Genomic DNA, 12087 nt, shown 5'->3' with positions numbered 1-12087 from the left:
GTCGCAGCGACGAATGGTGAACGTAACGCAGCAGATGGACCGGATCCGAATTCTCTACGGAGCTATTATGAACGACAGCCATTACTGTCCCCATACCCCGCAGGAGATCCGGGAGATGCTGTCCGTCATCGGCGTGAACAGCGTCGAGGACCTGTTTGCGCCGATCCCCGCCGAATTGCGGGCCAAGACCTTCAACATCCCCCCCGGCATGTCCGAATTCGAAACGTTCGAACGGATGGGGGCCATTGCCGGCGAGAACACGCCGGGACTGGTCCACTTCATCGGTGGCGGCTTCTACGATCACATCATTCCGGCCGCGGTCGATCATCTCTCCGGCCGGGCCGAATTCTACACCGCCTACACCCCCTACCAGCCCGAGTGCTCCCAGGGAACCCTGCAGGCGCTGTTCGAATATCAGACCGCCATCTGCCGCCTGACCGGGCTGGATGTCTCCAACGCCTCCCTCTACGACGGCGGCACCGCCTGTGCCGAGGCCGCCATGATGGCCTTGCGTGTGACCGGCCGCAACAGGGTCATCGTGGATGGCTGCGTCAATCCTTTCTCCCGGCAGGTGCTGAAAACCTATCTCTACAACCTGGATGTGGAGGTGGTCGAGATCGCACCCTTGGACGGCCTGCTCAATCGCGGCGAACTGGCGCGGTTGCTGGACGACAGCGTGGCGGCCGTGCTGGTGCAGAACCCCAACTTTTTCGGCAGTGTCGAGGATTTTACCTCCCTGACGGCGGAAATCCGCGCTGTCGGCGCCCTGGCCATCGCTTCGGTCTACCCGGTCTCCCTGGGGCTGCTGAAATCGCCGGGCGAGATGGGCATCGACATTGCCGTGGGGGACGGTCAGAGCCTGGGCAATCCGCTTTCCTTCGGCGGCCCCTCCTTCGGCTTCATCGCTGCCCGAAAAAGCTTTATCCGCAACATGCCGGGGCGCATCATCGGCGAGACGGTCGACAGGAACGGCAAGCGCGGTTATGTGTTGACCCTGCAGGCCCGCGAGCAGCACATCAAGCGCCACAAGGCCACCTCCAACATCTGCAGCAATCAGGGGCTGTGCGCCCTGCGCGGCCTGATCTTCCTCTCTGCGGTGGGACGCGAAGGGCTGGCCGAGCTGGCCCGCCTGAACCGGGACAAGGCCGAGTACGCCAAGGCACAGCTGGCCGTTGTGCCGGGGGTACGGGTGCTGCAGTCCGCCCCGACCTTCAACGAGTTCACGATCCGCCTGCCCAAGCCGGCCGAAGCCGTGTCGGCCGCGCTGCTGGGCCGGGGCATTGCTGCCGGGGTGCCGCTGGGCAGCTACTACGCCGATTCGGAGCAACTGCTGGTGGTGACTGTCACCGAACGCCGTACCAAAAAGGAAATCGACATGCTGGCCAAGGTGCTGGAGGAGGTGCTGACATGCAACTGATCTACGAAAAATCGGTGCCCGGACGGCGCGGTGTCAAGCTGCCGGCCTCGGATGTCCCCTCGGCCCCGGTGCTGCCGGACAGTCTGCTGCGTAAAGAGCCGGCCGGACTGGCCGAGGTTTCCGAGCTGGACCTGGTGCGGCATTTCACCAACCTTTCCCGCCGCAACTTTTCGGTCGACACCAACTTCTATCCGCTCGGCTCCTGCACCATGAAGTACAACGCCAAGGTGCTGGAGAACTCCGCGGCACTGTTCGCCCCGTTCCATCCCATGACTGCGCTTCTGCCGGGCGGGGAGGCCTGCAGCCAGGGAACGCTGGGCATGCTCTACGACCTGGGACAGATGCTGGCAGACATCACCGGTATGGACGAAGTCACCACCCAGCCGTTGGCCGGGGCTCACGGCGAGATGACCGGCATCCTGCTCATTGCCGCCTACCATGCAGCCAAGGGTAACAAGGCCAAAAAGAAATACGTGGTGGTGCCCGATTCTTCCCACGGCACCAACCCCGCCTCGGCCGCCATCGCCGGCTACGAGATCATCACCGTGCCGACCGCTCCTTACGGCGATATGGACCTGGAGCTGTTCAAGCAGGCTATGAGCGACGAGGTGGCAGCGGTCATGATGACCTGTCCCAACACCCTGGGGCTGTTCAACCCGCACATCAAGGAGATCAGCGATATCGCCCACTCGTACGATGCGCTGATGTACTACGACGGCGCCAATCTGAACGCCATTATGGGCAAGGTCAAGCCGGGGGATGTCGGATTCGACGTGGTGCACGTCAACCTGCACAAGACCTTCGGTACCCCCCATGGCGGCGGCGGCCCCGGTTCCGGCCCGGTGGGAGTGAAGAAGGCGCTGATCCCGTTTCTGCCGCAACCGCGCATCGTCATGGACGACGAGGGGCAGCTCGGGCTGCAGACCGATAACTCTGACAGCATCGGCCGTACCGCCAATTTCTTCGGCAACTTCGGGGTGATGGTCAAGGCCTACGCCTACATCATCATGCTCGGCCGCGAAGGCCTGATTCAGGCCACGGAGCAGGCGGTGCTCAACGCCAACTACATCAAGGAACGCCTGAAGGCCTATTACGACCTGCCCTACGACATGACCTGCATGCACGAGTGCGTCTTTTCGGCCTCGAAACAGCTCAAACATGACGTCCATGCCATCGACATCGCCAAGTACCTGATCGACCGGGGCTACCATCCGCCGACAGTCTATTTCCCGATGATCGTCAAGGAGGCCATCATGATCGAGCCGACCGAGACCGAGAGCAAGGCCACCCTGGACCTGTTCATCGACGTGATGATCGAAGCGGCCCGGGTGGCGGAGAGCGACCCGCAGGCGTTGCGCGACGCACCGCTGACCATGCCGGTTTCACGGCTGGACGAGACCAAGGCGGCCCGGGAGCAGAACGTCTGCTGCCAATAGGCGGATTTGACCCTCCTGCTCGTCTGTGATATGAGTGAAAGCACCCTGGTCGCTGTTGCCGGGGTGCTTTTTTTGTTTCGATTGCGGCGCCTGCTCATAACCCCACCTGTCATCCCCTTACCCTAAGGGGAGGGACGCTCCGGCAGGCTGCCGACGCAATTTCCGGCAATGTCCCGATCAGGCGTTCCCCTTCCAGGATAAGAGGACCATAGGGGCTAAAGGGGACAGGGGTACGAAGAGAAGGAACAGAGCGAGAACACCTCATGACCGATCACACCACCATACCCTGGCGCCTGATCCTCAGCGAACCGCTTCCAGGTGCGGATAACATGGCCATCGATGAAGCGCTGTTGAGCTGCTTCGATCCCGGCACGTCGCTGCCGGTGCTGCGGCTGTACCGCTGGTCCCCTCCAGCCCTGTCTCTGGGGCGCTTTCAGAAGGCGGACGAGGCGCTCAACCTGGAGCGTTGTCGGGCCGACGGAGTAGCGGTGGTGCGGCGGATCACCGGCGGTGGCACGATCTATCACACCGACGAGCTGACCTATTCGCTGGTCTGCGCTCCGTACCAGATCCCCCCCGCCTCGTCGGTGAAGGATTCCTTTCGCGTACTGACCGGCTTCCTGCTGACCTTCTATCGCGGGCTCGGGCTTGAGGCGGACTATGCCGTAGACACGGCGCCTGAAGGCACCCGGTTGGGGGAGCGCACCCCCTTCTGTTTTGCCGGCCGAGAAACCTTCGATATCCTGGTCAATGGCTGCAAGATCGGCGGCAACGCTCAGCGCCGCACAAAAGGGATCATTTTCCAGCACGGTTCGATTCCCCTGCTGAATCGGGCGTCAACAGGGCTCTGCTACATGCGGGACAATACGCCCCATCTAGCGGCGGGGGTGACCGCCCTGGCCGAGTGCGGCGTGGCGGCCGATCTGCCGGGTCTCGGCGATCGGCTGGCAGCCGCCTTTGCCGATACGTTCGAGATCGATCTGCGCTGCGGGACGCTCTCGGCGCAGGAGTCACAGGCTGCACAGGGACTGGTGCCGCTGAAATATGCTCGAGAAGCTTGGAATCTGGAGGGAGCAGAACAATGAACATCCAGCGGAAACCGGAGTGGCTGCAGAAGCGGGTCAATCCCGGCCAGCAGGCCGAAATGCGGCTGCTGCTGGGGGAGCTGCGGCTGAACACGGTCTGCCAGCAGGCACTCTGCCCCAACATCTCGGAATGCTTTTCCTGCGGCCAGGCCACCTTCCTGATCCTCGGCAAACACTGCACCCGTCTCTGTTCCTTCTGCAACGTGGAAAAAACGACACCGCTGCCGGTTGACAGCAACGAGCCGGGCAGAGTGGCCGAGGCGGCCAGCCGGCTCAAGCTCTCCCATGTGGTGATCACCAGTCCCACCCGCGACGATCTGGCCGATGGTGGGGCCGGCCTGTATGCCGCCACGGTGGCCGCCATCCGCACCGCATCGTCCTCCACCCGGATTGAACTGCTGGTGCCGGATTTCCAGGGCAGTCGCGCCAGCCTGGAGACCGTTGTCGCAGCGCGCCCCGACATCATCGCCCATAATGTGGAGACCGTGCCGCGATTGTACCATATCCGCAGCGGCGCCGATTATCTCCGCTCGCTGGAGGTGCTGCGCCTGTGCGCCGAGCTGGGGCCGCTGATCGGGCGCAAATCGGGCATCATGCTGGGAATGGGGGAAGAGGAGCAGGAGGTACTGCAGGTGCTGGGCGACCTGCGGCGGGTCGGCTGCACCTTTCTCAGCATCGGCCAGTATCTGGCCCCCAGCCGGCGGCACTACCCGGTCCAGGAGTACGTCCATCCCGACCGGTTCGAGAAGCTGCGGCTGGCAGCTCTCGCGCTCGGGTTCGCCCATGTGGAGAGCGGACCCTATGTGCGCAGCTCTTACCATGCCGCAGAGTACGCTGCTGACTGAATGGACTGGCGGTGTTGCCGCCACGTACAGTGGCACCTGTTGTTCTGCTTCAATGACAGATCGTGATGGCTGGCAGATGAAGCCGGACCTATGGCGCTTCGCCCCCCGTTGCCGGCTGTTAATCCTTTCCTCCCGAGGTCTTCATGGAAACCGAACATGCTTCAGCGAATCCCGCCGAATCGGCCCTGTACCGCCAATCAGCACTGGTGAGAAACGATTTCCTGGTCAGCCATATGATGACGATGGTAAGGGACGGCCTGATCGTTCTCAATGAGCAGGGGCAGATTCTGGAGGCCAATGCCGCGTTTCTTCAGATGTTCGGAATCGGGGACAAGCATTCCTTTATCGGTCAGTGTCCCGGAGAGGCCATCAAATGTATCAATGCCATCGGAAATCCCGGCTGTTGCGATGGAGCAAACGAACAGTGCTCCACCTGCGGGGTCGCCCACGCCGTCCTGTGCGGTCTGAACCGGGAGTCTGGCAATGAAATGAAGTGTGTCGTAACCGTTGCAGGCCAGGACTGCACCTATGATCTCTGTCTGAAGGTGCGATCGTATCCGGTTGCGGTGCAGGGTCAGGATCTCCTGTTTTTGTTCATGCAGGACATTACCGACCGCGAATGGCGCACAGCGCTGGAACAGGTGTTCTTTCACGACATCAACAACATCATCAGCGGATTGCTGGCAACGTCATTCGTCGTGGAAAGAAGGCTGGCCGATGAGCATCAGGCGGTCGCGAAGCCCTTGAAACTGCTGTTAACGAGGTTATACCGCGAAATCAAGCTCCAGAAGCTTCTCAGCAATGCCAACCGGATCGACTATAAACCCGACCTGCAGACCCTTGAGCTGAGTACGGTCATCGACGAAATTGCACACTTTTTCGCCTCAAATCCGGTTGCCGTCGGAAAAATACTGAAACTGCCGGATGATGTGGCCGGGTTGACCCTGAAGAGCGATCTCACCATCCTCTACCGCGTCCTGGTCAATATGCTTAAAAATGCCTTTGAAGCCACGGAAGAGGCGGGCGAGGTGCGATTGTCGTTTGAAGATGATGGCTGCGGAAAGATTTTTACGGTGTGGAGCGAGCGATATGTGCCCGAAGAGGTGTCCCAGAGGTTGTTCAAGCGTCACTTCAGCACCAAGAACGGAACCGGCAGGGGGTTCGGCACCTATTCCATGAAATTGCTGGCAGAACGTTTTCTGAAGGGAAAGATAGGTTTTTCATCTTCGCCGGAAACCGGTACCCTTTTCACGTTGAACATCCCGGCCGATCTCGAATGAAAGGGGCGAAAGAGCAGCATCAGGGGTGTCAGCGGGCGCATGTGGCAGGGGGGAGACGGTCCGGGGAGAGAGGTGTAAACCGGAGGTCAGGCGTATGTCGAGAAGCTGAACTCAGGGTCGCCGGTGGGCGGGGATTGTTGCTGGGCATTTTGCTCCAGCAGAGTGGCGATCTGCGACTGCTGGTCGGCCGCTTGTTTCATCAGGGTGGTAGCCAGGACCTGCCGGGTCTGTGAGATTTTCATCATCTGAGCTGCGCCTGCCACGTTGACGATATCCATTACATCCTCCCTGTAACGTACTATGCCGCAGGCAGACCGGCTTCTGCAACGTTTATTTGCCAATCGCCCGTGACATGCTACACTGCGGTCATGGCACATAACCACGACTTCTGGGAGAGATTCCGGTCATGCAACTCGAATGGTGGTACTGGATCATTGCCGGTTTTTGTCTGATCGGCCTGGAACTGGTCATTCCCTCATTCACGATCATCTGGTTCGGCATTGGTGCACTGGCAGTCGGAGTGCTGAAGGCATTCTGGCCCGGCTTTCCGGCTGTGGGCCAGATTCTGCTCTGGGCGGCAGCTTCGATCAGCTTTTCCCTGATGTGGTTCAAATACCTGAAACCCAAGAATAACCGCGTCAACGCCGGGATTTTCAGGGAGGGGGTTGTCGGAGAAACCGGTATCATCGTCCGCCGGGCCGACGGCGGCACCGGCCGGTGGATCGTCAGACTCCGCATCCCCGTGTCGGGTGCCGAAGAATGGGTCTGCTACTCCGACGAGGCGCTGCGGCTCGATGACACGGTGAGGGTCGAGGATATGGAGGGGCAGATTCTCAGGGTCAACAGGATATGACAGTCTTGGCAGGCACCGGAAAAGAAAGGCGGCAAAGTCTGCTGCTTTTTGTTGACATGGGTGAATAATCAGGCATTCTAGGCGATCGAAAAGAGAATACGGTCTCACCAAAAAGGCAAAATCCGGGGGACCCGGATAACGCAAAGCCACCTGCCCTGCCCGGGAAGAGGGGGCGTGGAAGCGGTAGAAGTAATGCCGCATGTGGTCGAAGTTCACGAACCTGCCTTTTGGAAGAAAAGGCGGGTTTTTGTTTTTTTCAGGGCGCGCGCTCCGGAAGGCCGGCAGCCGGGAACGATTATTCAATCACACAGATAAAGGCGGTGCCACATGACGACCTCAACGGTATGCATTCCTGCCCTGCGCCGGGAACTCAGAGCCGCGATCGGGGATCGCAGCAAGATGAGCAAACTGCATTCCCAGCTTACCGAGAGCATCAATCACAGCTATGGTGAAGAGCGGGCCATGCTTCTCAAATTGAGGCAGGAACTCAAGGATGCACTCAACAGCCGGGTGCTCGACAACTGGTAACCGGCGTCCCGTCAGGCATAGTGCAGAAACGTCACCACCATTACCGTCAATGACAGCAGAAGCGACAGTACGAATGCCCGGCAGAACGTGGTGAGAAGCCGGTCGTTCATTTCGGCGTATTTTCCGTTCAGAATGAATTCCGACATGTTGGTCAGGATGCCGCTGTGACCGTAGAGATCGCCTGACACCAACCGCCTGAAGAATTCCCCGTGTTTGAGATGCAGCCGTATCAGGATCATGAACAGCGTGATGTTTACCAGGACGATCGAGAGCAGGAGCGCGCAGGCGTACATTCGTTACCTCCGGTTTTCGCGGAGATGGTGCAAAGGCCGCTTAGATGCGATGGATCAGCGCCGGGCCGTGCTGTACGGTGCGGGCATAGCTGACCGCCGGCCGGCCGAAGGCCATGGCATAGCCGATCAGGTGATCTTCCGGAATGCCGAGGATTTGGCGGGTTTCCGGCAGCAGGGTGTCGATGGCTATTTTTGCCAGGCCGTCCCAGACCGTGCCAACGCCGTTGGCCTGAGCGAACAGCTCGAAGTAGGAGAGCGCGATCAGACAGTCGGGCAGGGGTGAAACCACCTCCTGCGGGGCCGAGGCCACCAGGAAATGCGGCGCCCCCCGAAACAGCGTATCAACCCCCTTGTCCTCCCACAGCCGGACGAAATCAGCGAAAAATCCCAGCCCCTCGGGCAGTTCCCCATCGCGCACCAGCCGGCTCAGGCCCGCCATGATCTGTTCGCGGAAAGCAGCCAGCTTGTCACGGTCATCCACCACGGTCAGACGGACCTGACGGGAGTTGATCCCGGTGGGGGCATGCCAGGCCACCTCCAGCAGCCGCTGCAACAGGGCCGGTTCCAGGTTCTCGTCCAGATAGAGCCGCACCGAGCGGCGTCCCTTGATCAGGGTCTCCAGGTTGTCCGGATCGGGATACGCCCCTGCCAGAGGCCGGCTCGCCTCCGGCAGCCGCCCCAGGATCGAGAGCGCAGCGGTGGGGCAGATCGCCAGGCAGTGCTGGCACCGGTAGCAGGCCGCTTCCTTTTCCGCCGGGATGGCCGGCAGACCGTCGCTGGTGGTGATGATGCGGGTGGGACAGTCAGCTGCGCACTGGCCGCAGCGGATGCATTTCCCGGTATCTATCGTGAACTTGAGCATTTCCTTCTCCCTTCGGCAGTAAACTGCTATTTCAGCAGCTCGGTCTTGACCGTCTCATCGATGAAGCTCTCTTCGATGGCCTCCCGTACCCACGGCTCCCGGCAGCGGGACAGCACCCGCGCAGCGCCTTCGGCCACTGCCGGTACATCGCTCCACAGGGCGTCACGGATCGCGCGCAGCTCCCGCGGCTCCACCTGTCGCCCGTCAGCCCAACCCCGGCAGCGCAGGCACAGCAATGCCAGCGTTTCCATGCCAGGGGGCAGGTCGGGGCGCTGATCCCAGACCCGCAGATCATCCTTGCCGCCGCACCACTCGCAGGCGAACCCGGCCCGCTTGCCGATCCCCTTGCCGAAACCGGCGATCTCCTCCAGCCGTTCCCGGTTGGCCACGTATCCTTTTGCCATCGGTCATTCCCCCTTTTCAGTGCCTGTCGGGGTCATACGTAACAGTATAGCCGGAAGAGCGGTCATCCGCTTATCGACACGCCACAATGTTGCAACTCTCCGATACCGCATCGAATACCACCCTGGCACGCTTATGCCGCAGTTCCCCCAGTACCTGCCCGATCTTCTGTTCAAGGGTATGGCTGACATCACCGCTCTCTTCCCACTCCCGTGTCACGAACTCGCTGACCATGTTATACAGCGTGTCCGGATCGATCCGCTCCCAAGGCACTTCGATCCCCTCTTCATGCCGGTCGTTCTGAGTTGTCCGCGTCATACCCTGGTGCACTCCTTTGCCGGTTCCGCCAGCAGCAGTCTGTTTTTGGGGGTGATATCCCCGGGGATCAGCTGGGTATGGACCCGGTAGCCGGCACAACGCAGCCGGGCCACCCGCGCCGCATCCATGGCCAGCGGGCCGTCCAGCCACCCCTCCAGACCTCCCAGGTCGGCACCCCGAAGATCGTGGCAGCAGGGGAGCACTGCCACTCGGGCTCCGGCTGCCACTGCCCGATCGATGATCAGATCGGTCAGACCGCCGCAGGCATGGGCCGAGACGATCAGATCATCATGCTGCAGCGCCACCTCGGACAGATCGGCCTGCTCGAACCGCATACGTTCCCGCAGCCGAGGCCAGGCTTCTGCCAGGGAGGCTGCCAGTGCTGCCGCACTCTGAGGAATCCGCCGGTCCACGGCCAAGCCGGCCGGGGAGGTTTCGTCGAGCAGCAGCAGGACCTGGGCCAGCAGACCATGGCCGCAGGCCAAGTCGACGATCCTGCCCCCCCTGAAACGTCGCCGCACCCGGCGGGCCATCTCCCAGGCCTCGTACAGCTCCTTGCGCGGCAGACAACCGGCATGGCAGACTGCCCGGGCAATGGCATCGAACAGCGTATCTCCGCTGAATCGGTCCAGCAGTTTGTCGGTCAAACGGTTACGCGACGAGCGGTCCACGGCGGTCCAGGCCTCCTGAGTTTTCATTGGGATGGCCATCTTCTTGTACGTGATGAGGAAGGCCAGGTCAAACGGATTGTGCTCCGCGAGGTGCCGCACTCCTGATGGCACAGTCGACGGGGAGATGTTACACTATCAACGGGCCTGCCGAAGGCCACTCCTGGAGGTGATGATGAAGATTCTGGTTGCCGAGGACGATGCTACGATGCGGCAGTTGTTGAGCACTCTTCTGTCCCGGCGCAACATACCCTGCAGCCTGGTGGCGGACGGGCGAAGTGCGGTGGAAGCCTGGGAAAACGGGGAGTACCAGGTGATACTGATGGACGTCCAGATGCCTGATCTGGACGGACTGGAGGCGACCCGCATCATTCGGCAGAAGGAGCGGGACCGGGGGGGACATGTGGCCATTATTGCCATGACCGCCCATGCCATGGCAAAGGACAGGAACCAATGCCTCCAATCGGGAATGGACGATTACATATCCAAGCCGATCATTTTCAATGAGCTGCTGTCGCTTATCTCCCGGTATGCTCAGGCCCGGCAGGAGTGATCGGGGCGGTCAACGGAACGGTGAAATAAAAGGTGCTCCCCGCGCCGACGCGGCTTTCGGCCCAGACCTTCCCACCCCACGTCTCAACTATCTGCCGGGCAAGGGCAAGGCCGAGTCCGGTACCGCCATGCCGCCTGGTGAGGGAAGAGTCGATCTGGGTGAATGTGCCGAAGATCTCCTCCAGTTCAAGAGGCGCGATCCCGACACCGGTATCGCTGACGCAGAACAGGAAGAATCTGCCTCCGGCATCGCACCACTCCCGAACAGCCACCTCCACCCGGCCGGCTTCGGTGAATTTGACCGAGTTGCCCAGCAGATTGACCAGCACCTGGCGTAGTCGTCCTCTGTCACCCGTCATGCTGTGCGGCACCGTCTCCTCGATCCGCCACGAGAGGTCTATCCCCTTTTCGGCAGCGGAAAGTGAAACCACTTCGACCGCCGTCCTTACCACCTCTTCGGTATCGAACACCTCCTCCTCGAACCTCATGACTCCGGCTTCCAGCCGGGAAAAATCCAGCAGATCGGAGATGATCCGCAGCAGAGAATCAGCGGAGCGCCGTGACGTCTGCAGCAAATGTCGCTCTTCGTCCCCGATCTCCATCTCCAGTACCAGATCGATCATCCCCAGGGTGCCTGCCAATGGTGTGCGCATCTCATGGCTCATGTTGACGAGAAACTCGCTCTTGGCGACATTGGCCGCCTCGGCAGCCAGCTTGGCCGCTGTCAGCTGCTCATTGGTGCTCACCAGCTCGCTCGTCCGTTCCTCAACGGTCCTTTCCAGGGCCTCGTGTTGGATTCTGAGGCCCGTTTCAGCTCGGTGTTTTGCCTCGATCTCGGACAGCAGCCGGGTATTGAGTGTTTCCACCCGTTCGTTGGCTGTTTTCAGGCTCGCAATCATCTCGATATTTTCGAATCTGAGACGCAGCGACCTGCTGTTGATGGAGTAGTTGTGCCGGGATATTCTCCAGAGCAGCAGCACAAACAGAGAGACCATGGCACCCATGGCATAGTGGAAGGGATCGTTGATCAGCAGGAAATGCACGGCGAGCGGCGCCAGGGCGGGGATGGTAAACGTAGCGTAGCCGGGCCTGATCATCGAGAAAGTCGAAGATGCTCCTGCAGCCATGCCGCCGAGCACAAAGGCGATGAAGACTTGGTGTGCCAGCGAAAACCCTGAAAACGAAAAAAAGCCGATGCCTCCCCAGGCAAGTCCGACCAGAAACAGGCCGACGAGGAACCGCGTCGCCCATGGAGTGACAGCGTCAGGCTCCGGGGCCACCCGGCGAAACCAGAGCACCAAGCCCAACCTGAGAATGGTAATGATCAAAACGAGGGACAGCCAGGGAACGAGCAGGCTTGGCCGCATGACATCCTTCATGACAAAGAAGACGATCATGGAGTTGATGGCAGTGGCCAGAGCGCCCAGTGGGGCGAGGGCGTAGATTTGCCGCACCTGCTCGGCCAGGATCCGCTCCTCGTAAAGCGCATGGTGATGCCTGAATCGTTCCGTTTTACGTGTATCGCCGATACGCATGGCCTGTCATTCC

Annotated in this window: 15 protein-coding genes; 8 read left to right on the top strand and 7 right to left on the bottom strand. The window is 60.8% G+C overall.

The window, feature by feature from the left end; translation table 11 throughout:
- Positions 1–67: 67 nt before the first annotated feature.
- The 5 genes from gcvPA (at position 68) to GSVR_RS14460 (ending at position 6063) form a co-directional block, all read left to right on the top strand.
- Positions 68–1417, top strand: a complete 1350-nt coding sequence (gene gcvPA, locus GSVR_RS14480) for an aminomethyl-transferring glycine dehydrogenase subunit GcvPA (protein ID WP_173201633.1) — start codon at positions 68–70, stop codon at positions 1415–1417.
- Positions 1408–2853 (top strand): aminomethyl-transferring glycine dehydrogenase subunit GcvPB, encoded by a 1446-nt coding sequence (gene gcvPB / locus GSVR_RS14475; RefSeq protein WP_173201634.1) that lies wholly within the window; start codon positions 1408–1410, stop codon positions 2851–2853. Before gcvPA ends, gcvPB begins: the two co-directional genes overlap by 10 nt.
- A gap of 263 nt (positions 2854–3116) precedes the next feature.
- Positions 3117–3938, top strand: coding sequence for a lipoate--protein ligase family protein (locus GSVR_RS14470; RefSeq protein WP_173201635.1), 822 nt, complete (start codon positions 3117–3119; stop codon positions 3936–3938).
- On the top strand, positions 3935–4783 hold the full coding sequence (gene lipA, locus GSVR_RS14465) for a lipoyl synthase (RefSeq protein WP_173201636.1): 849 nt from the start codon (positions 3935–3937) through the stop codon (positions 4781–4783). Before GSVR_RS14470 ends, lipA begins: the two co-directional genes overlap by 4 nt.
- A 143-nt stretch (positions 4784–4926) precedes the next feature.
- Positions 4927–6063 (top strand): ATP-binding protein, encoded by a 1137-nt coding sequence (locus tag GSVR_RS14460; RefSeq protein ID WP_173201637.1) that lies wholly within the window; start codon positions 4927–4929, stop codon positions 6061–6063.
- 86 nt (positions 6064–6149) lie between these two features.
- On the opposite strand, the gene GSVR_RS14455 is transcribed toward GSVR_RS14460, so the two are convergent.
- Positions 6150–6341 (bottom strand): hypothetical protein, encoded by a 192-nt coding sequence (locus GSVR_RS14455; RefSeq protein WP_173201638.1) that lies wholly within the window; start codon positions 6339–6341, stop codon positions 6150–6152.
- Positions 6342–6469: 128 nt separating this feature from the next.
- Here GSVR_RS14455 and GSVR_RS14450 point away from each other — a divergent pair, with 128 nt between their 5' ends.
- Complete coding sequence (locus GSVR_RS14450; RefSeq protein ID WP_173201639.1) at positions 6470–6916, top strand: NfeD family protein; 447 nt, start codon at positions 6470–6472, stop codon at positions 6914–6916.
- A gap of 327 nt (positions 6917–7243) precedes the next feature.
- Entirely contained in the window at positions 7244–7444 is a 201-nt protein-coding gene (locus GSVR_RS14445) for a hypothetical protein (protein ID WP_173201640.1), read from the top strand.
- An 11-nt stretch (positions 7445–7455) separates the two neighbouring features.
- Here the strand turns inward: GSVR_RS14445 and GSVR_RS14440 are convergent, their stop codons facing one another.
- The 5 genes from GSVR_RS14440 to GSVR_RS14420 all read right to left on the bottom strand — a co-directional run bounded on the left by GSVR_RS14440 (position 7456) and on the right by GSVR_RS14420 (position 9990).
- Entirely contained in the window at positions 7456–7737 is a 282-nt protein-coding gene (locus GSVR_RS14440; RefSeq protein WP_173201641.1) for a hypothetical protein, read from the bottom strand.
- 40 nt (positions 7738–7777) lie between these two features.
- On the bottom strand, positions 7778–8599 hold the full coding sequence (locus GSVR_RS14435; RefSeq protein WP_173201642.1) for a nitroreductase family protein: 822 nt from the start codon (positions 8597–8599) through the stop codon (positions 7778–7780).
- 26 nt (positions 8600–8625) lie between these two features.
- Positions 8626–9003, bottom strand: coding sequence for a hypothetical protein (locus GSVR_RS14430; protein WP_173201643.1), 378 nt, complete (start codon positions 9001–9003; stop codon positions 8626–8628).
- Between the two features lie 70 nt (positions 9004–9073).
- Complete coding sequence (locus GSVR_RS14425) at positions 9074–9319, bottom strand: YheU family protein (RefSeq protein WP_173201644.1); 246 nt, start codon at positions 9317–9319, stop codon at positions 9074–9076.
- Entirely contained in the window at positions 9316–9990 is a 675-nt protein-coding gene (locus tag GSVR_RS14420) for a methyltransferase (protein WP_173201683.1), read from the bottom strand. The genes GSVR_RS14425 and GSVR_RS14420 overlap by 4 nt, the downstream gene beginning before the upstream one ends.
- A 169-nt stretch (positions 9991–10159) precedes the next feature.
- On the opposite strand from GSVR_RS14420, the gene GSVR_RS14415 reads away from it, so the two are divergent.
- Positions 10160–10540 (top strand): response regulator, encoded by a 381-nt coding sequence (locus tag GSVR_RS14415; protein ID WP_239077337.1) that lies wholly within the window; start codon positions 10160–10162, stop codon positions 10538–10540.
- Here GSVR_RS14415 and GSVR_RS14410 read toward each other — a convergent pair.
- Positions 10506–12074, bottom strand: a complete 1569-nt coding sequence (locus tag GSVR_RS14410) for an ATP-binding protein (protein WP_173201645.1) — start codon at positions 12072–12074, stop codon at positions 10506–10508. The two genes, GSVR_RS14415 and GSVR_RS14410, sit on opposite strands and share 35 nt — an antisense overlap.
- Between the last annotated feature and the right edge of the window lie 13 nt (positions 12075–12087).

This window comes from Geobacter sp. SVR (assembly GCF_016865365.1).
Classification (GTDB): domain Bacteria; phylum Desulfobacterota; class Desulfuromonadia; order Geobacterales; family Pseudopelobacteraceae; genus Pelotalea.
Note: the sequence above shows the minus strand (reverse complement) of the source record. Positions and strands in the feature narration are given on the sequence as shown.

What these genes read in the sequence shown, in the direction of transcription:
- gcvPA (WP_173201633.1), top strand. Translation starts at nt 68, where the DNA reads ATGAACGACAGCCATTACTGTCCCCATACCCCGCAGGAGATCCGGGAG.
- gcvPB (WP_173201634.1), top strand. Translation starts at nt 1,408, where the DNA reads ATGCAACTGATCTACGAAAAATCGGTGCCCGGACGGCGCGGTGTCAAG.
- GSVR_RS14470 (WP_173201635.1), top strand. Translation starts at nt 3,117, where the DNA reads ATGACCGATCACACCACCATACCCTGGCGCCTGATCCTCAGCGAACCG.
- lipA (WP_173201636.1), top strand. Translation starts at nt 3,935, where the DNA reads ATGAACATCCAGCGGAAACCGGAGTGGCTGCAGAAGCGGGTCAATCCC.
- GSVR_RS14460 (WP_173201637.1), top strand. Translation starts at nt 4,927, where the DNA reads ATGGAAACCGAACATGCTTCAGCGAATCCCGCCGAATCGGCCCTGTAC.
- GSVR_RS14455 (WP_173201638.1), bottom strand. Translation starts at nt 6,341, where the DNA reads ATGGATATCGTCAACGTGGCAGGCGCAGCTCAGATGATGAAAATCTCA.
- GSVR_RS14450 (WP_173201639.1), top strand. Translation starts at nt 6,470, where the DNA reads ATGCAACTCGAATGGTGGTACTGGATCATTGCCGGTTTTTGTCTGATC.
- GSVR_RS14445 (WP_173201640.1), top strand. Translation starts at nt 7,244, where the DNA reads ATGACGACCTCAACGGTATGCATTCCTGCCCTGCGCCGGGAACTCAGA.
- GSVR_RS14440 (WP_173201641.1), bottom strand. Translation starts at nt 7,737, where the DNA reads ATGTACGCCTGCGCGCTCCTGCTCTCGATCGTCCTGGTAAACATCACG.
- GSVR_RS14435 (WP_173201642.1), bottom strand. Translation starts at nt 8,599, where the DNA reads ATGCTCAAGTTCACGATAGATACCGGGAAATGCATCCGCTGCGGCCAG.
- GSVR_RS14430 (WP_173201643.1), bottom strand. Translation starts at nt 9,003, where the DNA reads ATGGCAAAAGGATACGTGGCCAACCGGGAACGGCTGGAGGAGATCGCC.
- GSVR_RS14425 (WP_173201644.1), bottom strand. Translation starts at nt 9,319, where the DNA reads ATGACGCGGACAACTCAGAACGACCGGCATGAAGAGGGGATCGAAGTG.
- GSVR_RS14415 (WP_239077337.1), top strand. Translation starts at nt 10,160, where the DNA reads ATGATGAAGATTCTGGTTGCCGAGGACGATGCTACGATGCGGCAGTTG.
- GSVR_RS14410 (WP_173201645.1), bottom strand. Translation starts at nt 12,074, where the DNA reads ATGCGTATCGGCGATACACGTAAAACGGAACGATTCAGGCATCACCAT.